We start from the raw sequence: 22955 nt of genomic DNA, 5'->3' as shown, positions 1-22955 counted from the left end.
TACACCGACATTTTAACACATTTACGACAATATGATTTTTATACTTATCTCTGTTTATGTGTTAAAATGTTGCAATATACTATGCATACATACTAATTTTAAGAAATATTTGAGTTTATCATAAAAATGAATAGTTTCATTTATTTTTATCCAAAAAAAAAAGCGAGATCAAAAATCTCGCTTTTTTTATAAAATAGTTTCAAATAGTGTTTTATTCCACCGTAACAGACTTAGCAAGGTTACGCGGTTGATCTACATTACATTCTCTCATAACAGCAATATGATAAGACAAAAGCTGCAATGGTATTGTAGTTATTAACGGAGACAACGCATCCGAGGTTTCCGGTATTTCAATAACATAATCCGCTAATTCACGAACTTGAGTATCTCCTTTAGTAACAATTGCTATTATTCTTCCGCTACGCGATTTGATTTCCTGAATATTACTTACAATTTTATCATAATGGCCTTGTTTCGGAGCAATAACCACAACTGGCATATGTTCATCTATCAAAGCAATTGGTCCGTGCTTCATTTCTGCTGCTGGATAACCCTCTGCATGAATATAAGATATTTCCTTAAGCTTTAAAGCTCCTTCTAAAGCCACGGGAAAATTATACCCTCTTCCTAAATACAAGCAATTTGGCGCATCTTTAAATGTAGCCGCAATTTCTTTAGCTCTATCATTTGTTTCTAATGCTTCTTTAACTTTCTCGGGAATGATTTCCAATTCTTGTAAATACCTGTGAAAGTCAGTATTTGACAAAGTACCTTTAGCTTTAGCCAAACGCAGCGCTATCATTGTTAACACCGTAATTTGAGTCGTAAATGCCTTTGTTGATGCAACACCAATTTCTGGTCCAGCATGAGTATAAGCTCCTGCATGACTTTCTCTTGAAATAGAAGAACCAACTACATTACATACTCCAAAAACAAATGCACCGTGCTCTTTTGCTAATTTTATAGCCGCCATAGTATCAGCGGTTTCACCAGATTGAGATATCGCTATAACAACATCTTTACTGTTGATAATCGGATTTCTATATCTGAATTCAGAAGCATATTCTACTTCTACCGGAATTCGAGCAAATTCTTCAAATATATATTCTGCAACTAAACCAGCATGCCATGAAGTACCACAAGCAATGATTATAATTCGGTCAGCATTTAAGAATTTTTCTAAATTGTCTTCTACACCTGACATTTTAATAATTCCTTCATTCGCATGAAGTCTTCCGCGATAGGTATCTTTAATTACACTTGGCTGTTCAAAAATCTCCTTAAGCATAAAATGATCGTAACCCCCTTTTTCAATTTGCTCCAAATTCATTTGAAGTTCTTGAATATAAGGATCAACCAAAGAATCATCTTTAATTTTTCTCACCTTCATTGCTTTGTGCAATCTAATAATCGCCATTTCACCATCTTCTAAGTAGATAGCGTTAGACGTATATTCTATAAATGGTGAAGCGTCAGATGCAATAAAATATTCTCCTTCTCCAACACCAATTGCCAATGGACTTCCTAAACGGGCAGCCACAATTTCGTCTGGATTATTTTTATCAAAGACTGCAATAGCATATGCCCCAACAACCTGGTTTAACGCAATCTGTACAGCTTTCCCTAATTTTAGTTTCTCTTTTTTTTGTACTTCTTCAATAAGATTTACCAATACTTCGGTATCTGTATCAGAATGAAAAATGTAACCTCTTTTTATCAATTCCACCTTCAATGGTGCATAATTTTCGATAATTCCATTATGAATTATTGCCAAATTCCCTGAATTCGAAAGATGAGGATGAGAGTTAACATCGTTTGGTACACCATGTGTAGCCCAACGCGTATGTCCCATTCCTATAGTCCCATTAATAGAAATTTCTTTCGATGCTCTCTCCTCTAAGTCTACAACTTTACCTTTAGTTTTAGAAATTTTTAAGTTCTCACCATCATAAAGCATGACACCAGCACTATCATAACCTCTATATTCTAGTCTTTTCAGACCTTTTATAACAATAGGGTAAGCTTCTCTATAACCTATATATCCAACAATTCCACACATAATTTCTACTTAATTAGGTTTCGTATAAAAAATTTCAAGTTTCAATCTTTTGTCCACAGGAACTGTAGATTTTCCTCCGTAAAGAATGGTCCCTAACGGATTCATAACACTAGCTCTTGGCACTCGTGAAGAAAAAGTATTGGGTGTTTTCAAATAACTTGAAGTCACCGTGCTTATATCTTCAGTCACTACAAGCCCTAATTTTACGTTTGTTGAATCAGAATTTTTTATTAAATTTCTTATCTGATTTGTAATTCTAATTTTATAAGTCAACCCTTTATTTGTGGCAGTTTCTTTATTAATCATACCTCCATAAATCAATTTCCCGTTTTTAGGGTTTGTACCTGTGGTAGCATCATTAAAATAATCAACAACCGGACGGTTATTGGTCAGGTCATATAAATAGATTCTATTAGGTTCAAAAACTTTTACTCCACTAACATCTTTCATCTTGTCTGCATCAATATGAAAAACAAGATTTGCTTCATTAATTAACCAACCATTAGATCTCAAAGTTGTAAGCTCTCCTGGAGTAGTAAAAAGATCGAGAATAGCCATTGAACCTTCGCCGCCTTTTAAGAATAGATTTTCATCTCCGTCAACGGTATTGGGACTAGTTGTAGCATTGGCATATAAAGCATTTGTATTAGTTTGTTCTAAAAGACTTACCGAATTTCCAGCCATGTTAAGTACAATAGACTTATCAACTCTGGTAACAGTAACCACTGTACCAACTGTTGTAGACAAATCTTCTTTATATTTTATAGTAATTTTTCCTAACTTAAAATTCAATAACGCTAAGTTTCCTGGGCTAGTTCCTGATTTTTCCACCTTGAAATACAAACCTCTAAAATAGTCTTTAAACACATCTGCTGTAGCTAATTTACCGGCCGGTGCATGTATTATTTTAGAGTCAAAAAAACTTTTATTCAAGTTCAATCGCATTCCTGGAGCAGTACGCGTTGTCGTTTCGACTTTTGTAGTTGCATCAGTGGTTTTTTCAACATATTCAGCAACACTAAAAAAGAAACCGTCGTTTTGAGCAACATTTACATCATCATTCAAGCGATTTCCAACCTTAGCATTATCAAAATTAACATTCTGATTTGTGTAGTATCTCTGCGCCTCCTGAAACCCCCCTGCAGGATCTAAATCTCGCATAAAATATCCTGACTCATAAACGCTTAATTTAATTTCAGCAGGACTTCCGCCGTAAATAGAATCTAATTCATAAACATGACTTCCATCAGTATTTGTAACTGTTTTAGTTGCATCAGTAAAATACGGAACAGTCAAAACAACACTTTCAATTTCGGCATTATTTCCAATTTCAGGACTTACAGAACCTAAACTCAATTGTGTTGCAAAATTAGCGGTTGTTGTCCCAAAAGCAGGATTTGTATAAATTCCCAACCCATTTACAGCAAAATCATTGGATTGTACAGGCCCTATTTTTTGATTGTAGGCTATCACATTTGACGTATATGTGCTAAAATCAAAATGATTATCACCAATTAAATCACCACCAATCGCATTATAATCTTTATCACACGAATACAAAAGGATAATGCTTGCTAAAACTAGCATTTTCTTAAAAAAAGAAGTATTGTACATATTTATTAATAAAAGTTGAATTTAAAGAACCTCGTTTTTATAGAAATTAGTATACGCTTCCGCGAATTTATCTTTCGGGGCGAAAGGTAAAAAAGGTTTCCCTGAAGATTCTATAAATTTTGTTAAACTTGAAGACAGGTTTTCAGATGCAATAATTACGGCGTCAGAGTGCATAATAGTTGCTTTCATAATATGCTCGTAGTCAGGTGTTTCTAATTCAACAATTGCTTCATTAGGAATTCCGTCAAATTTCACTTTATTAATCATTTCAGCATCCAAAATCCCTTCAAAAGACTGACTGTAAACAGAAGTAACAATTTTGGTTTCAGAAAAAAGAGCCTCATTTTTATAAAAATGTTTCAAATAAATAGGCAACATAGCAGCCATCCATCCATGAACATGAATAATATCAGGAACCCAATTCAATTTCTTAACGGTTTCTACAACCCCTTTTGCAAAGAAAATAGCTCTTTCATCATTATCCGGATACATCACCCCATCCTCATCGGTGAAGGTTGCTTTTCGCTTGAAATATTCGTCGTTATCGATAAAATAAACCTGAATTCTCTCTTTTGGAATGGAAGCGACTTTAATAATCAAAGGCATATCCAAGTCATTAACTACCAAATTCATCCCTGAAAGTCTAATTACTTCGTGTAATTGGTGTCTTCTTTCATTAATATTCCCATATCTAGGCATGAAAATTCTTATCTGTCCACCTTGATCATTGACCATTTTAGGAACGTCATAAGACATTAAAGAAACCTCATTTTCAGCAAGGTAAGGCACCACTTCAGATGATACATATAATATCCTCTTATCTTTCATATTGTAATTTACTTAGTTTATTGGTAATAAAAACCACGCAAAATTACAAAAATTTATGCAGTTATTAACTAAAATAGTAAGTTTGCATTTAATTTTAACAATACCATCATGCATATATTCTACGGAAAAGCGGCTTTGATAGACTTCTTGAAATCTATTCAAACTACTCATTCCACTATTGGGTTTGTTCCTACTATGGGCGCTCTGCATCAAGGTCATCTGGCATTAATGCAAAAATCACTGTCGGAAAATGAAAATACCGTTGTCAGTATTTTTGTGAATCCAACCCAATTTAACAATCCGGAAGATTTAGCAAAATATCCAAGGACATTAGAAGAAGATGTAAAAAAACTTACAGCTTTGAGTCCAAAAATTATCCTATACGCTCCAACTGTTGAAGATATTTATGACGGACAACCTGTTTCACAACCTTTTGATTTTGATGGTTTGGAAAACCAAATGGAAGGAAAATTCAGACCCGGTCATTTTAATGGCGTTGGCACCATCGTAAAACGTCTTTTTGAGATTGTAAAACCTAAAAACGCTTATTTTGGCGAAAAAGATTTTCAACAGTTGCAAATTGTAAAAAAAATGGTGGCTAAAAACAACTTAAATGTCAATGTCGTTGGTTGTCCCATTTATAGAGAATCCAATAATTTGGCCATGAGTTCCAGAAACGAACGCTTATCACACCAAGAAAGAGACGAAGCTGCTATCATCTTTCAAACATTAAATGTTGCAAAAGAAAAATTCATGATCAAAAGCGCCACTTCAGTAAGTGATTGGGTACAAAAATCATTCGCAAAGAATCCAATTTTCACTTTAGAATATTTTGTAATTGCTGATGAGGCTACACTACTACCCTGTCTAAGAAAAAATAAAAATAAAAAATACCGTGCTTTTATAGCCATTGTTGTCAATAATATTCGTTTGATTGACACTATTTCATTAAATTAATTACTTTTGTAGCATGCAAATTCAAGTCGTAAAATCAAAAATTCATCGAGTAAAAGTAACTGGAGCCGATTTAAATTATATCGGAAGCATTACCATTGATGAAGCCTTATTAGATGCTTCTAATATAATTGAAGGTGAAAAAGTTTCTATCGTAAACATTAACAATGGAGAACGTTTTGACACCTATGCCATTAAAGGCGAAAAAAATTCTGGAATAATAACCCTTAATGGTCCTGCAGCGAGAAAAGTACAAAAGGATGATATTATAATCATTATTTCGTATGCCACATTAGAATTTGAAGAAGCAAAAACTTTCAAACCGTGGATTATTTTCCCTAATGAAAATGATAATTCTTTGACGTAATTTTTTAGAAAAAAATTCCAGATTAAGAATCCCATTATAAATTTTCAGAAGAATTTCAACAAATTCCTTTATAAGATTGAGCATTTCTTGCTTAGATATTATAATAGGTGTTTTTGTTGCTCTGTTTTTAATAAAAGTAAATAAAGTATTATATTGGTACTCCATTTAGAATTAATTTAATTTCTAAAACCACTAAAATTATGAAACAGATTTTACTCTTATTATTCTTTTCTATTTCAGTATTTTCCCAAAAAACCACACAACCATTTGAATCACAGAAACTGAGTGCAAGCCGAGAAATTACAATTGGGTTGCCGGCATCCTACGAGAAGAACCCAAACAAAAAATATCCAATTCTTATTTTACTCGACGGAGATTACCTTTTTGATCCTTTTTATGGAGCTTTAAACTATGGAGCTTATTGGGATGATTTACCAGAAACTATCATAGTAGGCATAAATCAAAACAAAAACGACGAGAGAATAGAGGATAGTAATTATGATGAAGTTGACGGCACTCCTTCTGGAAAAGGCGCTCAATTTTTTGAATTTATTGGAGCAGAGTTACTGCCTTATTTAGAGAAAAAGTACCGCGTGGCACCTTTCCGAATTATTGCCGGACACGATACAACAGCAGGTTATTTGAACTTTTTCCTTTACAAAGACGCGCCACTATTTAACGCCTACATTTCATTAAGTACTGAACTTGCTCCGGAAATGGAAAATCGGATTCCCGAAAAACTTACCAATCTCAAACAACCCGTTTTTTATTACCAATCGACATCGGATGGGGACGTAAAAAAATTGCAAGAGCCAATAAAACAACTGGATTCAAACATAAAACTGGTAACGAATCCACTACTCAATTATAAATTTGATTATTTCAAAGGCGCTTCCCATTACTCTTTAGTATTGTACTCAATCCCTAATGCCTTATACCAAATTTTTGAATCGTACAAACCAATTTCATCAACGGAATATACTGATAAAATTGCCTTACTTCCATCAGGATATGTTGATTACCTGACCGCAAAATATGATCTTTTATCAAAACAATTGAAATTAAATATCCCTGTTCGAATAAATGATTTCAAAGCAATCGAAGCAGCTATATTGAAAAACAAAGCGTATCCCGAACTTGAAAAACTAGCTGTTATTGCACGAAAAAATTATCCGAAATCGATGTTGAGTGACTATGAATTGGGATTGATGTATGAGAAAACAGGCGATCAAAAAAAAGCAGCAAAACAATACCAAAAAGCCTCCCAATTAGAGGAAATTGGAGATTTAACCAAAGACATGATGTTTCAAAAATTTGACGACATGCAAAGTCTAACACCAAAAAAATAATGTCAAAAGTAAAAACTACTTTTTTTTGTCAGAATTGTGGAGCCCAATATTCTAAATGGCAAGGACAATGCAATTCCTGCAAAGAATGGAATACTATAGCCGAGGAAATTATACAAAAACAGGAAAAAGTAGCTTGGAAAAGCGAATCCATTTCTAGCAACAAGGCGCCAAAACCATTACGAATAAACGAAATTGATTCTGCTCAGGAAATCCGAATGGACACAACTGATGGCGAATTAAATCGTGTTTTAGGTGGCGGAATAGTTCCCGGTTCTCTAATCCTTTTGGGCGGTGAACCCGGCATTGGAAAAAGTACACTTTTACTTCAAATTTCTTTAAAATTACCTTATAAAACCCTTTACGTTTCGGGCGAAGAAAGTCAGAAACAAATAAAAATGCGTGCCGAAAGAATTACGCCAAGCGGAGACAATTGCTATATTCTTACCGAAACCAAAACTCAGAATATCTTCAAGCAAATTGAATCTATACAGCCTGAAATCGTAATCATCGATTCCATTCAAACCTTGCATACGGATTATATTGAATCCACTCCCGGAAGTATTTCTCAAATTAGAGAAACTACTGCCGAATTGATCAAATTTGCCAAAGAAACCAATATTCCGGTCATACTAATTGGCCATATCACCAAAGACGGAAACATTGCCGGGCCAAAAATTCTGGAACACATGGTCGATACCGTTTTGCAATTTGAAGGTGACCGAAATCATGTGTATCGCATTTTACGTTCGCTAAAAAACCGTTTTGGTTCCACTGCTGAAATTGGTATTTATGAAATGTTAGGAAGCGGATTACGAGAAGTTTCGAATCCTTCGGAAATATTGATTTCACATAAAGACGAGGAATTATCCGGAACCGCAATTGCATCAACATTAGAAGGCATGCGCCCTTTGATGATTGAAATCCAAGCCTTGGTCAGCACCGCAGTTTATGGAACACCGCAACGCAGCACCACGGGTTATAATGCAAAAAGACTCAATATGATTTTGGCCGTATTAGAAAAAAGAGCTGGTTTTAGGCTTGGGGCCAAAGATGTTTTCCTAAATGTAACCGGAGGTATTTCAGTAGATGATCCAGCTATAGATTTAGCTGTTGTAGCAGCCATCTTATCCTCCAATGAAGATATTCCCGTAAATAAAGATTTTTGTTTTGCCGGTGAAGTTGGGCTTGCAGGTGAAATTCGTCCAGTAAACCGCGTGGACCAACGCATTCAGGAAGCAGAAAAATTAGGTTTTTCGACCATTTTTGTTTCTAAATACAACAAAATTGCGTTGAAAAATACAGGAATAAAGATTCGCCTGGTCGCAAAAATTGAAGATGTGGCGAGCGAATTATTTGGATGATTTTAATAACACATTAAAAGATGAAATCGTTTCAGGATCACTTAAAAATAGTCAACAATTTCCATGAACTTGGTGAAACTATCAAGGTAGCCCAATTTTTAATACAAGAATATGGTTTAGAAAACCCCAATTTCAAAGGCTTCGAATTAAGAGAAAAAGCAAAGCCGGAATTTATCCTGATGACAACTGAAGGCGCTCTTGGAGAACCTCAAATCATCCGAATCCCCGAAAACACTTTCGAATATCCGCTGGAATTAATGCTCAATCTTCTTGCACATGAAATGATTCATGTGAGTCAAAAAACGAAAGAAAACCGGATTGAAGATAAAAACGAAAGAGAATGGCAAGCCTATTATGAAATGCTTTTTCATAAAATATTTCCTCAAATTCCAGAGGTTGCTGACTTTCACAAACGTTTCTTTGCAAAAAAAGCGTTAGAATACTTCAATAGAATGGGCGAAGGTTCTCAACTTCAATTAAAATACGCAGCACAAAAACTTGAAGTAGATTATTTACTCTTAATACTTGAATAAGATAGAACGGCTAACCGTAAAAATTCCACTACCTCAATGCATTCTACTAAAGTTCAAAATAATTTGCAAATAAAGCATTTTCTTTTACTCTTTTCAATTTAATCTAATGACCGCTCCTCAGTGGATTACCTTAATTAAAATGCATTTTGCTTATCATTAAAAAAACAAATATTTCAACAATAAGATTCACTATTTTGTTGTAAATTTATGTACTGTTTTTTTATCTAAAGATTTAAAAATGAAACCATCACACCAAACGATAACGCATCTTTATGAACACTTGGGAAAAGTGTTTTACACAATTGCGGCCATAGATAAAAGTATCCGTAAAGAAGAGATTGCTAAACTTAAGGAAATTGTTAAAAAAGAATGGCTTCCACTTGAAAATACGTTTAATGAATTTGGAGACGACACTGCCTATGAAATTGAAATTGTTTTTGATTGGCTAGTGGCTAATAAATGGGATTTTGAACAAGCGATTCCAAACTTCAAATTTTTCAGACAAGAGCACCCTCGTTTATTTACAACGGATGTTATTGCATTAATTCTAAAAACTGCAAATGCAATTGCAACTTCCTTTTCAGGGAAAAGCAAATCAGAACATGTTTTAATCAGCCAATTGAATTCTATTCTAATGTCGTCATAGCGAATCAACAATAAACAACTGCATTATTAATAGGGAATATCGCTTTTCTAAAACTAAGCCACATTAACATAATACTAAAAAATAAAGACATGAAAAGACAAACTGGAATCTGGATAGACACCTCAAAGGCAATAATTGTCACTCTCGAAGGTGGTAAAGACGAAAAAATTTCCGAAATAGACTCTGATGTTGAAAACAGCGTTTACCACGATAAGGAAGGGAACAAAGGCACCTTTTCTGGAGGTCATCATGGCAATAGCGAGTCAAAATTTGAAAACCGAAAAAAAGAACAACTAGATTTCTTTATAAAAGAAGTGTTATCTTATGTAAAGGGAGCAGATGAACTTTTTGTTTTTGGCCCGGCTGAAACAAAGATCAGACTGGAACAAAAAATTCAGGATGAAAAATTATTTACCAATAAACTAAAAGCAGTTGAAACAGCAGACAAAATGACTTTAAATGAAATCGTTGCAAAGGTTAAAAAATTCTATGTTTCATAGTATCCTATCCTAAAATTATTTGGTTTAACTACCATTTCTGTTTTAAAACAATTGTACTAAAAAAAAGAGGCTGCCTAAAACAGACAGCCTCTTAATTACTACAACTTCCTTAAATATTATTTGACATCAACTGTTTCGACAAAAGTTTTACCATTAAAGGTGATAACAAATGTACATTTGTCTCCTTCCACATTACTTATGTCAAATATCTTACCTACATTTAATTCTCCAGATATGGTTTCGTTATAAAGCTCTGTGTCATTCGAGCTATAAATTTTAACGGCAACAGGTGCTTTACTTGTGTTTAACATATTAAATGCTACAGTTCCGTTTTTGTTTACCAAAACCGGCTTATACACTTCTGAAATAGCATCAACAGATAGTTTAGCTACTTTACCAACTACCTCAATTTTGTATCTTGAAATTTTAAGATCGCTTTCCGCTTCTAAGAAATAAACCCCTTCTGGAAAAGCAGTTAAATCGTATGTTCTGTTAATATCGTCGTTAGAAGTAACCTTTTCTTGATAAATTAAATTATCACTCGTGTCATAAATCGACAAATCGATTTTCTTGATCTCTCTTAAAGTAAAACTTACAGTCTTTCCCTCTTCTTTTTTTAAATCTAACGAGAAATCAGCGTTTCCTGCATGTGCTTCTACGGCAGTTAATGCTACTGCGGCTAGCACTAAACTAAATTTTAAAATCTTTTTCATAATAGTAAATTTTTAGATTTATAATTGATTATTTATCTGATGCTAAATTACCTTAAGAGATTCATTATGAAGTACTACAGGATTTTCTGATTTATGTGCTATTTTACCTTTTACGAAATCGATTAAGGTTAAAAAAGGTAATTTTATACTTATTTTAGGTAATTTTGTGCTAGTCTAAATACGTAGTCTATGAAAATAGTACCACCTGCATTCGAAATTATAACTCCATCCTTTGGAAGTTCCTTTTACTATTCCCAATATATTGAAAACGGTAACAGCAAAGCGCACCTATGGCATTACCATCCTGAAATAGAACTAGTTTTTGTAAACGGCGGTTCTGGCAAACGACAAATAGGAAGCCATATATCCTATTATACGGATGGTGACCTGATACTTATAGGAAGTAATCTGCCTCATTGCGGGTTTACCAATGAAGAAACAGGAAATAAAAATGAAACGGTTATCCAAATGAAGCCGGATTTTCTAGGGAATGAATTTTTTAATATTCCAGAAATGAAAAATATTCAAAATCTTTTCAGTCAAGCCAAAGCCGGAATTGCTTTTGAAGGAGAAACTAAAAAGAACATCGGCAAGAAAATAGAATCCATGGAAAAACAGTCGCATTTTGAGAAGATGTTGACGATGTTAACTATTCTAAGTGAATTAGAATTATCCAATGAATTTACCATTTTGAATGCTGATGGATTTTCAATGGAGATGCAGATGCAGGACAATGACCGCATCAATGCAGTATTTAATTATGTAAAAGACAATTTTCAAGAGCACATTACACTTGAAGAAGTAGCGGTAATCGTTAGTATGACGGTACCGTCTTTTTGTAGGTATTTTAAAAAAATCACGAATAAAACATTCACCCATTTTGTAAATGACTATCGTCTTGTACACGCCTCCAAGTTGCTGGCAGAAAAACCAATCAGCATAACTGAAATATGTTATGAAAGCGGTTTCAATAATTTTAGTTACTTCAATAAATCTTTCAAGGCGTTTGCAGGCAAAAGTGCTTCACAATACCGCCTGGAATTTCGATCTATCCTTAAATAACACAAAAGCTAGTTATCACTAACAGCTTTGCATTCGTAAATCGCAATACACAAAAAAGTCCTAAATAATACGATAAAATCATACCCACACTAGTTTTTTCCTTTACTTTACAGTTAAAATCACTTTGTGGTTTCTATTCAATAACAAACTGTTTATGAGAACCGGAAAACAAAAAATAATTCTAGCGTCTACAATATTAATCGTATTGTTTACAGTTCTAATTAGTGTTTTTTATATATTTCGAAATGCAGTTTTACAGCAAACCATTGCCAAAGTTTCTAATACAATGGAAATCGATTACAACAGTACTTTTTCAGTAAAAAAAGCTTCTTTTGATGGATTTTCAACTTTAAACCTTTCTGATGTTGTTTTAGCTCCAAAAAATGCAGACACACTCTTTAAAATACAAAAATTAAAAACAAGTATCAACATCTGGAAGCTACTGATAGGCGATATACAACTTGGAACTTTAAACATCAACAATGGTTTTGTACAGCTTACTAAAAAAGGAAAAATAAGAAATTTTGATGCTTTTATAAAAAAAGACAAGCAAACAGAAATTGGGAAAGAAAAAAGAGATTATGCTGAATTTGCCTATCGTATTATCTCTAAAGCACTGAATTTAGTTCCAACCGACATGGTTTTAGACAATCTTTCCTTTCGGTTAGATGACAACGGAAAAAAAGCGACGATTAATTTCCAAAAAATGCGATTGGTTGATAAGCAACTGGAAACTTCAATAAGAGTTCAAACTAATACTTTTACACAACGTTGGAAAATAAAAGGGTTTGCCGATCCAAGAAATAAAAAAGCTGACATTCGTTTCTTTAATATTGATACCGGCGCAATCAAGGTTCCTTACTTTGACGAACGTTACAACCTAAAATCGAGTTTTGACTCCATTCGATTAAATATTCAGAATATAGATCGTGATGGAGATGAATTGCATATCGACGGTTTTACCTCTATCAAAAATTTAAAAGTAAATCATCCTAAAATTGCCAGTAAAGATGTCGTCATTAAAAATGCGCGTTTTGACTTTCGATTCTTGTTGGGTTCTGATTTCGTTTCAGTAGACAGTACCTCAATTGTCCAATTCAATAAGGTAAAATTTCACCCTTATGTAGCTTACGAAACTAAAAAAGATACCGTTTACAAACTCAAAGTAGCTATTCCAAAGATGAAAGCGCAGGACTTTATTTCCTCGCTTCCTGATGGTTTGTTCACCCATTTTCAAGGAATGGAAGCACAAGGAAATTTCGATTATAATTTAAATTTCTCTTTCAATAAAAACAAGCCGGACCAACTGGTTTTTGAAAGCAATATAAAGAAGGAAAATCTAAAAATTACCAAATACGGGGAAGCAAACCTCAACAAACTCAATGGAGAATTCATTTACCGGGCACTTATAAAAAACGTGTTGCAACGCCCAATTTTGGTTGGTTCTGGCAATCCAAATTACACGCCTTTAAACCAAATTTCTCCTTATTTAAGAAAATGCGTTCTGACTACGGAAGACCCTTCTTTCTTTTCGCACCACGGTTTTATCAATGAGGCATTCAAGCAATCCATCATAAAAAACATTAAAACCAAAAAATTCTCCCGTGGCGCCAGCACCATCAGTATGCAATTAGTGAAAAATGTTTTTCTTACCCGCGAAAAAACAGTGTCACGCAAACTCGAAGAAATCTTGCTGGTTTACATCCTTGAAAACAACAGAATTGTCAGCAAGGAACGCATGCTGGAAGTCTATTTTAATATTATTGAATGGGGACCAAATGTATATGGAATTGGCGAAGCAAGTCGGTTTTACTTCCAGAAGAGTCCATCAGAATTAAATTTAAATGAATGTCTTTATCTCGCCAGAATTATTCCAAGTCCAAAGAAATTCATGTATCAGTTTAATGATCAAGGAATGCTAAAAGATTTTGCCATAAAACAAGAATCTTTCTTAACAAATATTATGTTCAGGAGAGGATTGTTGAGTCCTGACGACACTATTTATCAATCCCAACGCATCATTATTTCTGGGTCGGCACGATCTTTTCTACGAATTAAAACGCAAGATACTACACAAGTAAAAATTGATTCATTATCCGTTGATGAGGAATTTGATCTTTAATTTAAAAAACAACCCTGTCAGAGTTCAGAACTCTGACAGGGTTTCTTGGAGATTTAAATTTACATTGTTTATTTTAACAAATTACGGCGCCGGATCAGGAATTATAGCCTGAACTTCATCAATAGCTTTAAGAACCTCTTCCGAAAGCGAAACTTTAATGGTATCGATATTTTCTTTTAATTGTTCTAATGTGGTTGCTCCAATAATCGTACTGGTTACAAACGGCTGTTGCTCCACGAATGCCAAAGACAGTTCCGTCAAGGTCAATCCATTTTTCTTGGCAATTTCCTGATACAATCTTGTGGCTTCGGTGCATTGCTCGCTGTTGTATCTGGAATACTGTGGAAACAATTTGATTCTGGCATTTGGATGATCTTCACCTGTTAGGAATTTACCAGACAAAACACCAAAAGCCATCGGTGAATACGCCACTAAACCTACATTTTCTCTCAGGCAAACTTCAGCAGAACCGTTTTCAAATAGTCTATTCAATAACGAATATGGATTTTGAATCGTTTTTACTCTTGGCAGATTATTGTATTTACTTTCTTCCAGAAAACGCATGATTCCCCAAGGATTTTCATTTGAAAGTCCGATATGTTTGATTTTCCCTTGTTTGACAAAACCGTCCAATGTTTCCAACACATTGTGAATGTTATCTTCCCAAGCATCATCCTGTACTTTGAAACCGCGTTGTCCAAAATAATTGGTTTTACGTTCCGGCCAATGCAATTGGTACACATCAATATAATCCGTTTGTAAGCGTTGTAAACTATTATCCAATGCAAACTTGATACTGGTAGGTGAGAAATCTAACTTTTCTCTCATGTATTCAAAATTAGGATTAGGTCCGGCAATTTTGGATGCCAAAACTATCTCTTCTCTTTTACCCGATTTTTTAAACCAAGTTCCAAGAATTTTCTCTGTACTTCCATACGTTTCCTGACGTGCGGGAACTGAATACATTTCGGCGGTATCAAAGAAATTAACTCCGTTTTCTAATGCATAATCCATTTGGGCATGACCATCAGCTTCAGTATTTTGTTGCCCAAAAGTCATGGTACCAAGGCAAATTTTGCTGACTTTTATATCAGTATTGGGTAACGTTGTGTATTTCATAATTAAGGAAATTGTATTTTATTTTCGAAAACAAAGATAAAATTAGTTTGTTGTTTACATTTGCAGTTAACACAAAATTGAGAAACGTTTACAGCATGTTAAAAACAATAACCGAGAATTTGCGAATTTAAAACCCCTCAATCGAAAGATGAAATTAGCGAATTTGCGGTTAAGAAAAGTTTTTTTTTAAACCGTTAAGATATTACGTTTCATTAAGAATCAACGCTTAATTTCTTAATGGTGAAACTTATTAATATTAGATGTTTTGTGAAAAAATTATTTTTTAAACCATTAAGAGATTAAGGTTCATTAAGAATTAACCCTTAATTTTCTTAATTTCTTACTGGTGAAATTTATTAATACTGGACGTTTTACAAAATATACCGCAACTAGAAAGCAGAAAGGTTCAAAGCATAAACTTTGAACCTTTCTAATTATGATCCTTTTGAAACTTAATTTATCTCATTCAACATCTTAGAAATTTCGTCTAATCTTGGTGTAAGAATAATTTCGATTCTACGGTTTTTAGCTTTTCCGTCAGCGGTTGAATTGCTTGCTAAAGGAGAAAACTCTCCTCTTCCGGCAGCCGTAAGATTTTGCTTGTTGATTTTCTTGTTTTCGCCTAAAATCGCTACTATTGCTGTCGCTCTTTTGGTAGATAAATCCCAGTTATCGGCAATTGGACCTGAAGCCGTGAAAGCATCATCATCCGTATGACCTTCAATAAGTACGGATATGTCCGGGTTGTCGCCCAAAACTTTACCTACTTCGATAACTGCTCTTTTCCCTTCGGAACCTACTGCCCAACTTCCCGAATTGAAAAGTAGTTTGTTCTCCATAGAAACGTACACTTTTCCGTTTTTTTGTTCTACTGTCAACCCTTTTCCTTCAAAACTGTTCAAGGCTTTAGACAAGGTTTCTTTTAGTTTTTTCATACTGGCTTCTTTGGCAGCAATCAAATCTTCTAATTCTTGCAAACGTTGCGCACTTTTACTCAATCGGTCTTGTTCTAATGCCAATGCTTTTCCTTTTTCGTCTAATTGCTCCAGCAAATCACGATTTTTCTTCATGTTGCTCTGCAAAGCGTCACTGCTGTTTTTTTCTAAAGCTGCGTAGGAATCCTGCAATACTTTAAATTTATTTTGAGCTGCTGCATAATCCATTTTTAATTTATCCAACTCCGATTTTGATTTGCTTAAATCCATTTTTAAGGCATCGCGGTCCAGCTCTAATTGGTTTTTAGCTTTAAGCAAATCAATATTTTCATCTGCTAAACTTCTATTTTCTTTTTTTAAATCGGTGAACTTACTTTCTAAGTCATTGTATATTTTTTTGGATACACAAGAACTTGAAAGCGCCAATATTAGTAATCCGATGGAAACTCTTTTAATCATTTTTATTTTTGTTTATTATTATTAAATAGCGTATATCCTAAAATTGCAGAGTATTTAGCAAAACCAATAGAACTTCTTCTAAACTCTATATTAAATTTTTTTTGATAGCTATAACCAACACCATATGAAGAGAATAAACTAGCACCAATAAAAACACTGGAATTATTATTCAAGTACATATAATGCCTTAGACCAATATTAGGAAGAAACTGATTAACAGAGCTGTCGTATTTATATGTATTTTCAAACAACACCCCCGAAGAACTATGTTCTGTTACAGTAGACTTATATTTATAGGTATGATGAGTTAATTCTAAATAAATTGCCCACTTGTTTCTATTAAAAGGAGATACATATTCAATCTCTGCACCATATTTTGGAAAAAATTTATTTCCAAAATATTCAACTTTTTGCTTCTGATTATCATAATTTTCGTTCGGTGAGGCATTAATTCCTCCTTTTAATTTAAAATTAATGCTTCCGGTCGTCGTTTTACCTACATAATTAGTGTAGCCTAAATTCTTACAATTATTATATTTTACAAAATAATCTGATAAATCTTTCTTATTATATTGTAATTTCATGATCTTTTCCATACTCTCATTCTCACAACGCATATTTACCCATAACTGTTTTTGAAAATCATTATTTATTGCTAATTTGGTGTAACTGAAGTTCAGAACAAAATATTTTTTATAGATAAGTTGTTCAACGGGTTTATCACTCAATTTATAAAAATATCTTTTATTATTCTCTTCCTTAAATTCATACAAAGTAGCTTCGCCTTCTATTAATACTCTTAAAAAAAGTGTTCTTTCTTTCCATTCTGGCTCACTTTTCTCACTTAGTTTATTAAGATTAGTGCTTGACATATCCATTTTTACAACGTGCCTCTCGAATTTTATAGCGTTAATAATGCCAACCTCTTTGATGTCTTTAACGTCTCCAACCATTACAATAGATTTCTCTTGGTTAAGCTTATATTCGAATGAATTTGGGCTATTATAAAAATCTTTGTTTTTTATCAGACATTCGGTTCTGATATTGTTATTGTCTATAAAATAGCCCTTTTCAAAATTAACTTGGGCATAGGATTGTATGCAACATTGTACAGTAAATAAAATAAGTAATAGTTTTTTCATATGTGCTTAAAAGATATTAGTGATTATTGGTTAAGTTAAATCAATTTGTAATGACTTAGCCGTGATTGAAAAGGAAATCCTTGTTGTTTTGTCTTTAAAAAACAACAAGATTGCAGAGTAAAGCGGGAAATAGCTCCTGAAAAGGCTATTCCAGCTCCACTAAAACAGGGCAATGATCTGAATGGACTGCATCAGGAAGAATAACGGCCCTTTTCAGTTTATGTTTTAGGGTGTCGCTCACTAAATTGTAATCGATGCGCCAGCCCTTGTTATTTCCTCTTGCTCCAGCGCGATAACTCCACCATGAATATTGGTGAGGCTCACTGTTGAAATGGCGGAAGCTATCCACAAATCCGGACTTCATGAACCCATCAAGCCAGGCCCTCTCTTGCGGTAAAAATCCCGATACGTTCTTATTCCTGATAGGATCATGAATGTCAATTGCCTCATGGCAAATGTTGTAATCTCCGCAGATAATCAGATTTGGCGTTCCTTTTTTGAGTTCGTCAATGTAATTCTGAAAATCATCCATGAACATGAATTTATGGTCCAATCGCTCGATATTTGTCCCCGAAGGTAAGTACAAACTCATCACCGAAAAGTCATCAAAATCAGCGCGAAGATTTCTTCCTTCGAAATCCATATGGTGAATTCCGGTTCCGTGGACTACATTATTAGGCTTTATTTTAGAAAGAATGGCCACGCCACTATACCCTTTTTTGGTTGCGGAATAATAATACTGATACGGATATCCCGCTTTTGCAATATCTTCGACCGGAATTTGGTCTTCGGTTGCCTTAATTTCCTGAAGACAAATAATATCTGGATTTGCTTGCTGCAACCAATCAATAAAGCCCTTTGAAATGGCTGCTCTGATTCCGTTTACGTTGTATGAAATAATTCTCATTAAAGTATTTTTTGAATTCCAAATGTAACAAAAAAGGATAAGTTTGACTCAGAAAAAGAGAGAAAATGGAGTTTTTTGCTATCTTTGTTTCTTGCTCTAAAAAAACAAAAAATACATGGGTTTAGTAACCGCGAAAGAAGTTGCAAAAGCAATAAATGCAGACAAGTACGGAGTTCTGGGGACTTTTTCAGGCTGGATGCTTATGAAGGTGCTAAAAATTTCTACCTTAAACAAAGTATACGACAGAAATAAACATTTGACTGATGTTGATTTTCTGAATGGAATATTAGATGATCTACAAATAAAATTTGAAATCCCAGAAGAGGATTTAAAACGGTTACCAAAAGATGGCGCTTATATAACGATTTCAAATCACCCTTTGGGAGGTATTGACGGTGTTTTACTATTGAAATTAATGCTTGAAAGAGAACCTAATTTCAAAATTATCGCCAATTTTCTTTTGCATCGAATTGAACCGCTTAAGAAATACATAATGCCAGTTAATCCTTTTGAAAATCATAAGGATGCTAAATCAAGTGTAGTAGGGATCAAAGAAACATTACGTCATTTAAGCGATGGAAAGCCGCTGGGAATGTTCCCCGCGGGAGAAGTTTCTACCTACAAAGATGGTAAATTAATGGTCGATAAACCTTGGGAAGAAGGAGCTATTAAAGTAATTAGAAAAGCACAAGTTCCGGTTGTTCCTATTTATTTTCATGCGAAAAATAGTCGATTATTTTATCTTTTGTCTAAAATAAGCAGCACTTTTAGGACGGCAAAACTGCCTTCGGAAGTATTTAGCCAAAAACACCGCGTGATTAAAGTTCGAGTTGGTAAGCCTATTTCCGTAAGCGAACAAAATGAACACGCATCGTTAGAGGAATATTCAGAGTTTTTGCGAAAGAAAACGTACATGCTTGCAAATCCTTTTGAAAAAGAAAGTACTTTTTTGCCGACACCAACTTTAAAAATTCCAAAAAGTCCTAAAAAAATTGTTACTGCGGCAAGCCAGGAAAAAATGACTAAAGAAGTAAACGCACTGCGAAGTACGGATTGCCGACTATTATTAAGCAAAAACTACGAAGTGTTTCTAGCAGAAGCAAAAAAAATACCCAACATTCTTCACGAAATAGGACGTCTACGAGAAATAACTTTCAGAGAAGTGGGCGAAGGAACAAACGAATCCATTGATTTAGACAAACATGATCAATATTACCATCATCTTTTTCTATGGGATAGTGACGCCAATAAAATTGCGGGAGCTTATAGAATGGGATTGGGTTCTGAAATTTATCCTAAATACGGAATAAATGGTTTCTATTTGAATGACCTTTTCCGATTTGAACCTGAATTACATGACATGATGCATAAGTCTATCGAAATGGGCCGTGCTTTTATCATCAAAGAATACCAACAAAAACCCATGCCTCTTTTCTTGCTTTGGAAAGGAATAATGCACACTACATTACGTTATCCAGAACATAAATATTTGCTCGGCGGAGTGAGTATCAGTAATCAGTTTTCTGATTTTTCAAAATCACTGATGATTGAATTCATGAAATCGAATTATTACGATCCGTACATTGCACAATACATTCACCCAAAGAAAGCGTATAAGGTAAAGCTAAAAGATGCCGATAAGGACTTCATATTTGACGAAGCTGAATCCGATTTAAATAAATTTGATAAAATTATTGACGAACTGGAACCAGGAAATTTGCGTTTACCGGTTTTGATTAAAAAATACATCAAACAAAATGCAAAAGTAGTTGCTTTTAATGTTGATCCGCTGTTTAATAATGCCGTTGACGGATTGATGTACATCAGGATCGCTGATATTCCGGAAAGCACTATGAAGCCCGTAATGGAAGAATTTCAAACTGAACTAGAAAGAAAACTAAGCGAGAAAGAAGACTGAATGCAGAATGCCTATTTATAAAAAAATCCCGTCTCGTCTTTTTTGGACGAGACGGGATTTTTCAAGTTTTATAATTACCTCCAGATTGACTCCTTCAAAATAGAATCTAACGAATGGTTTTTTATAAAGAAAGCCAATCTTATGACGTGGTAAACTATAAGAAAAACCCCCAAACTACAGGCTAGTTTTTGATTATACATTACCGCATTAAAATATTCCTTTTTAGTAATCAATTCTGTAGTTAATATAACAATTGCTATTAAGCAAAATACAATTACAAGAGGCCCTAATATATGGTAGCTAATAGACTTATAAAAATGTCCTTCATAAAAATAAACCAATGATTTTGTAATCCCGCAGCCCGGACAAGGAAATCCTGTAATCATTTTGAAAGGACACAAAGATTGATCCGTTTCAAGATGATTGTTCACATTAAAAAACATTAAAAAAAACGGAACCATAAGCGTTATTGTAGCGCCAATGATTCCGTAAATCTTACGTTTATCCTTAGTATTAATTGTATAATTTATTAATATCATTTTGAACTATCATTGCAGCAATCATTGGAAAGAAAAGACCTAAAATAAGCAACAAAACCGTATCATCCTTTTCAGGAGAACCCGCTCTTCTATAAACATCAGGAAGTCCGTCTCTGCCAGCCAAATAAAAGAAATAAATATTAACTGGGTAACAACAACCTGCAAAAATGGCAATTGGTTGCGAGATAACTTCTCGCTCAGAAACTGCATTAAAAACTTCAGCAACTTTAATGTTCCAATAGATTAAATACAATCCACAAGTTAAAAATCCGAAAATTAATACTAATACCGGATCTAGTTTAAATACCGGAATAGGTTTTCTTGGAGTGTTCCAAGTTTCTTGTACAGTTACTTCCATTTGCGTTCGTTTGGTTAAATTTAAGTTAGTAAATATTTAAAATTTTATTGGAATGCTTTATCAATTGGCTCCCAGAGTTCTATTTTGTTTCCTTCGCTATCCAGAACCCAGCCAAACTTCCCATACTCATAAGTCTCCATATCACCTACAATTGTTACACCCTCATCTGATAATTTTTTTAACAACCCCTCTAAATCATTTACTCTGAAGTTTTGCATAAACTGTTTTTCGCTTGGCGCAAAATAAACAGTATCATCTGCAAACGGCGACCATTGTGTGGAACAGTCATTTCCATCATTGTCTTTCCACCAAAAAGTAGATCCATAATCATCCGTTTTTAAGCCCAAATGTTTTCCGTACCAAGCCACCAATTCTTTTGGGTTTTTGGATTTAAAGAACAAACCTCCAATTCCTGTAGCTCTTTTCTCCGGCTCTGCAACTTTGGCTTGACCAGAATATTTTGCTTTAATCTTATCTACAATTACTTGCGCCAAACGTTCGTGACTTTCGAATGTCCATCCGGCAATGTGAGGACTAAGAATCACATTCTTCGCCTTCAATAAATACTGAAAAGCTTCTGGCGTATTTTTATCGTGAAAAAGGGTTTCAAAAGACAATTTCTCATATTCCAAAACATCTAAACCTGCTCCGAATATTTTCCCGGATTCCATGGCAGCAACCAAATCAGCAGTGACAATATTCTTGCCTCGAGAAGTATTTACAATCCAAAAAGATTTAGCAAATCCATTGATAAAATCAGCATCAACCATTTTATCCGTTTCTGAAGTCCACGGAATATGAAGACTTACTACATCTACTTTTTCCTGAAATTCTTGCAATGAAACTTGCTTGGCATTACTGTCTCCTACATTTGCCTGAATGTCATAACACAATACTTCCGCATCAAAACCTCGCAGTTTCTTGGCAAATGATTTTCCCATATTTCCGTAACCAATAATCCCAACGGTCTTTCCATCAAGTTCATGACCACGGTTACTTTCCCTGTTCCAATGTCCGGATCGTATTTCTCTGTCGGCTTCATTTAGCTTATTAAAAAGAGATAATATCATTCCCAAAGTATGTTCGGCGACTGCGTTTCGGTTTCCTTCCGGTGCTGCAATAAGCGTTATGTTTTTAGATTCTGCATATTCGCAATCGATACTTTCTAAACCTGCTCCAACTCGTGCGATAAATTGCAAATTAGTGGCTTTGTCCAAAAATGCCTTATCAATTTTAAATCGGCTTCGAATGACAATTCCTTGATAATCCTGAATTTTGGATTCTATTTCTTCTTTTGAGGAAGTGAAATCGCTATGATTTATAAAACCGGCATTTTGCAATTGATTCCAAAGTAAAGGATGATTGCTATCAATATGAAGGATTTTGATGTCCATAATAAAAATTTCTAAGTTTTAATACCCCAAATTAACAAAAAAATAGCTCCCAAATGTGTAAATTAGCATTCTTTCT

At 34.1% G+C, this 22955-nt stretch carries 20 protein-coding genes and 1 pseudogene; 10 read left to right on the top strand and 11 right to left on the bottom strand.

Features of this window, described 5'->3' with window-relative positions:
* Positions 1–211: 211 nt before the first annotated feature.
* The 3 genes from glmS to BUC23_RS02465 are packed head-to-tail and all read right to left on the bottom strand — an operon-like array spanning position 212 to position 4501.
* Complete coding sequence (glmS, locus tag BUC23_RS02475) at positions 212–2059, bottom strand: glutamine--fructose-6-phosphate transaminase (isomerizing) (RefSeq protein WP_073204929.1); 1848 nt, start codon at positions 2057–2059, stop codon at positions 212–214.
* A 9-nt stretch (positions 2060–2068) separates the two neighbouring features.
* Positions 2069–3673, bottom strand: a complete 1605-nt coding sequence (locus BUC23_RS02470) for a BamH family beta-barrel-assembly machinery protein (RefSeq protein WP_073204926.1) — start codon at positions 3671–3673, stop codon at positions 2069–2071.
* A gap of 21 nt (positions 3674–3694) precedes the next feature.
* Complete coding sequence (locus BUC23_RS02465) at positions 3695–4501, bottom strand: glycogen/starch synthase (RefSeq protein ID WP_073204923.1); 807 nt, start codon at positions 4499–4501, stop codon at positions 3695–3697.
* 108 nt (positions 4502–4609) lie between these two features.
* On the opposite strand from BUC23_RS02465, the gene panC reads away from it, so the two are divergent.
* From panC to BUC23_RS02430, 7 genes are all read left to right on the top strand, one after another.
* The gene (gene panC, locus BUC23_RS02460) at positions 4610–5458 is read left to right on the top strand and encodes a pantoate--beta-alanine ligase (RefSeq protein ID WP_073204919.1); all 849 of its coding nucleotides are present in this window, start codon (positions 4610–4612) and stop codon (positions 5456–5458) included.
* A gap of 13 nt (positions 5459–5471) precedes the next feature.
* Positions 5472–5822, top strand: coding sequence for an aspartate 1-decarboxylase (gene panD / locus BUC23_RS02455; RefSeq protein ID WP_035668843.1), 351 nt, complete (start codon positions 5472–5474; stop codon positions 5820–5822).
* Between the two features lie 200 nt (positions 5823–6022).
* Positions 6023–7171 carry an alpha/beta hydrolase gene (locus tag BUC23_RS02450; RefSeq protein WP_073204915.1) on the top strand — a complete coding sequence of 383 codons (1149 nt, stop codon included), beginning with the start codon at positions 6023–6025 and terminating at the stop codon, positions 7169–7171.
* Entirely contained in the window at positions 7171–8532 is a 1362-nt protein-coding gene (radA, locus tag BUC23_RS02445) for a DNA repair protein RadA (protein WP_073204912.1), read from the top strand. Before BUC23_RS02450 ends, radA begins: the two co-directional genes overlap by 1 nt.
* A 20-nt stretch (positions 8533–8552) precedes the next feature.
* Positions 8553–9065 (top strand): hypothetical protein, encoded by a 513-nt coding sequence (locus tag BUC23_RS02440; RefSeq protein ID WP_073204909.1) that lies wholly within the window; start codon positions 8553–8555, stop codon positions 9063–9065.
* Between the two features lie 238 nt (positions 9066–9303).
* The gene (locus BUC23_RS02435; RefSeq protein ID WP_073204906.1) at positions 9304–9711 is read left to right on the top strand and encodes a hypothetical protein; all 408 of its coding nucleotides are present in this window, start codon (positions 9304–9306) and stop codon (positions 9709–9711) included.
* 89 nt (positions 9712–9800) lie between these two features.
* The gene (locus BUC23_RS02430; RefSeq protein ID WP_073204902.1) at positions 9801–10211 is read left to right on the top strand and encodes a hypothetical protein; all 411 of its coding nucleotides are present in this window, start codon (positions 9801–9803) and stop codon (positions 10209–10211) included.
* A gap of 116 nt (positions 10212–10327) precedes the next feature.
* Here BUC23_RS02430 and BUC23_RS02425 read toward each other — a convergent pair whose 3' ends face one another.
* On the bottom strand, positions 10328–10924 hold the full coding sequence (locus BUC23_RS02425) for a hypothetical protein (RefSeq protein ID WP_073204900.1): 597 nt from the start codon (positions 10922–10924) through the stop codon (positions 10328–10330).
* A gap of 189 nt (positions 10925–11113) precedes the next feature.
* Here BUC23_RS02425 and BUC23_RS02420 point away from each other — a divergent pair, with 189 nt between their 5' ends.
* Both BUC23_RS02420 and BUC23_RS02415 read left to right on the top strand, forming a co-directional pair.
* Positions 11114–11986, top strand: coding sequence for an AraC family transcriptional regulator (locus BUC23_RS02420; RefSeq protein ID WP_073204896.1), 873 nt, complete (start codon positions 11114–11116; stop codon positions 11984–11986).
* Positions 11987–12140: 154 nt separating this feature from the next.
* Positions 12141–14108 (top strand): transglycosylase domain-containing protein, encoded by a 1968-nt coding sequence (locus tag BUC23_RS02415; protein ID WP_073204893.1) that lies wholly within the window; start codon positions 12141–12143, stop codon positions 14106–14108.
* An 81-nt stretch (positions 14109–14189) separates the two neighbouring features.
* Here the strand turns inward: BUC23_RS02415 and BUC23_RS02410 are convergent, their stop codons facing one another.
* The 4 genes from BUC23_RS02410 to BUC23_RS02395 all read right to left on the bottom strand — a co-directional run bounded on the left by BUC23_RS02410 (position 14190) and on the right by BUC23_RS02395 (position 18670).
* On the bottom strand, positions 14190–15227 hold the full coding sequence (locus BUC23_RS02410) for an aldo/keto reductase (protein WP_073204890.1): 1038 nt from the start codon (positions 15225–15227) through the stop codon (positions 14190–14192).
* Positions 15228–15679: 452 nt separating this feature from the next.
* Complete coding sequence (locus BUC23_RS02405; protein WP_073204887.1) at positions 15680–16621, bottom strand: OmpA family protein; 942 nt, start codon at positions 16619–16621, stop codon at positions 15680–15682.
* Positions 16622–16623: 2 nt separating this feature from the next.
* On the bottom strand, positions 16624–17763 hold the full coding sequence (locus BUC23_RS02400) for a hypothetical protein (RefSeq protein WP_073204884.1): 1140 nt from the start codon (positions 17761–17763) through the stop codon (positions 16624–16626).
* A 145-nt stretch (positions 17764–17908) separates the two neighbouring features.
* On the bottom strand, positions 17909–18670 hold the full coding sequence (locus BUC23_RS02395; RefSeq protein ID WP_073204882.1) for an exodeoxyribonuclease III: 762 nt from the start codon (positions 18668–18670) through the stop codon (positions 17909–17911).
* A gap of 115 nt (positions 18671–18785) precedes the next feature.
* On the opposite strand from BUC23_RS02395, the gene BUC23_RS02390 reads away from it, so the two are divergent.
* On the top strand, positions 18786–20588 hold the full coding sequence (locus BUC23_RS02390; protein ID WP_073204879.1) for a GNAT family N-acyltransferase: 1803 nt from the start codon (positions 18786–18788) through the stop codon (positions 20586–20588).
* A 74-nt stretch (positions 20589–20662) separates the two neighbouring features.
* On the opposite strand, the gene BUC23_RS02385 is transcribed toward BUC23_RS02390, so the two are convergent.
* The 3 genes and pseudogenes from BUC23_RS02385 to BUC23_RS02375 form a co-directional block, all read right to left on the bottom strand.
* A complete protein-coding gene (locus BUC23_RS02385; RefSeq protein WP_073204877.1) occupies positions 20663–21127 on the bottom strand; it encodes a DUF2752 domain-containing protein in 465 nt (154 codons plus the stop codon).
* Positions 21102–21485, bottom strand: coding sequence for a DUF4234 domain-containing protein (locus BUC23_RS02380; protein WP_073204873.1), 384 nt, complete (start codon positions 21483–21485; stop codon positions 21102–21104). Before BUC23_RS02380 ends, BUC23_RS02385 begins: the two co-directional genes overlap by 26 nt.
* Positions 21486–21940: 455 nt before the next feature.
* A pseudogene (locus tag BUC23_RS02375) lies at positions 21941–22879 on the bottom strand (2-hydroxyacid dehydrogenase); the annotation flags it as partial.
* Between the last annotated feature and the right edge of the window lie 76 nt (positions 22880–22955).

This window comes from Flavobacterium xinjiangense (assembly GCF_900142885.1).
Taxonomy (GTDB): domain Bacteria; phylum Bacteroidota; class Bacteroidia; order Flavobacteriales; family Flavobacteriaceae; genus Flavobacterium; species Flavobacterium xinjiangense.
The sequence above is the reverse complement of the archived record's forward strand: the minus strand, read 5'-3'. Positions and strand labels throughout refer to the sequence as shown.

Bases quoted from the DNA above. Each gene is read 5' to 3' on its own strand.
- BUC23_RS02405 (WP_073204887.1), bottom strand. From the start codon at position 16,621: ATGATTAAAAGAGTTTCCATCGGATTACTAATATTGGCGCTTTCAAGT.
- BUC23_RS02415 (WP_073204893.1), top strand. From the start codon at position 12,141: ATGAGAACCGGAAAACAAAAAATAATTCTAGCGTCTACAATATTAATC.
- BUC23_RS02440 (WP_073204909.1), top strand. From the start codon at position 8,553: ATGAAATCGTTTCAGGATCACTTAAAAATAGTCAACAATTTCCATGAA.
- BUC23_RS02410 (WP_073204890.1), bottom strand. From the start codon at position 15,227: ATGAAATACACAACGTTACCCAATACTGATATAAAAGTCAGCAAAATT.
- BUC23_RS02385 (WP_073204877.1), bottom strand. From the start codon at position 21,127: ATGATATTAATAAATTATACAATTAATACTAAGGATAAACGTAAGATT.
- radA (WP_073204912.1), top strand. From the start codon at position 7,171: ATGTCAAAAGTAAAAACTACTTTTTTTTGTCAGAATTGTGGAGCCCAA.
- BUC23_RS02450 (WP_073204915.1), top strand. From the start codon at position 6,023: ATGAAACAGATTTTACTCTTATTATTCTTTTCTATTTCAGTATTTTCC.
- BUC23_RS02400 (WP_073204884.1), bottom strand. From the start codon at position 17,763: ATGAAAAAACTATTACTTATTTTATTTACTGTACAATGTTGCATACAA.
- BUC23_RS02465 (WP_073204923.1), bottom strand. From the start codon at position 4,501: ATGAAAGATAAGAGGATATTATATGTATCATCTGAAGTGGTGCCTTAC.
- BUC23_RS02435 (WP_073204906.1), top strand. From the start codon at position 9,304: ATGAAACCATCACACCAAACGATAACGCATCTTTATGAACACTTGGGA.
- BUC23_RS02420 (WP_073204896.1), top strand. From the start codon at position 11,114: ATGAAAATAGTACCACCTGCATTCGAAATTATAACTCCATCCTTTGGA.
- BUC23_RS02430 (WP_073204902.1), top strand. From the start codon at position 9,801: ATGAAAAGACAAACTGGAATCTGGATAGACACCTCAAAGGCAATAATT.
- panC (WP_073204919.1), top strand. From the start codon at position 4,610: ATGCATATATTCTACGGAAAAGCGGCTTTGATAGACTTCTTGAAATCT.
- BUC23_RS02395 (WP_073204882.1), bottom strand. From the start codon at position 18,670: ATGAGAATTATTTCATACAACGTAAACGGAATCAGAGCAGCCATTTCA.
- BUC23_RS02380 (WP_073204873.1), bottom strand. From the start codon at position 21,485: ATGGAAGTAACTGTACAAGAAACTTGGAACACTCCAAGAAAACCTATT.
- BUC23_RS02425 (WP_073204900.1), bottom strand. From the start codon at position 10,924: ATGAAAAAGATTTTAAAATTTAGTTTAGTGCTAGCCGCAGTAGCATTA.
- BUC23_RS02470 (WP_073204926.1), bottom strand. From the start codon at position 3,673: ATGTACAATACTTCTTTTTTTAAGAAAATGCTAGTTTTAGCAAGCATT.
- glmS (WP_073204929.1), bottom strand. From the start codon at position 2,059: ATGTGTGGAATTGTTGGATATATAGGTTATAGAGAAGCTTACCCTATT.
- BUC23_RS02390 (WP_073204879.1), top strand. From the start codon at position 18,786: ATGGGTTTAGTAACCGCGAAAGAAGTTGCAAAAGCAATAAATGCAGAC.
- panD (WP_035668843.1), top strand. From the start codon at position 5,472: ATGCAAATTCAAGTCGTAAAATCAAAAATTCATCGAGTAAAAGTAACT.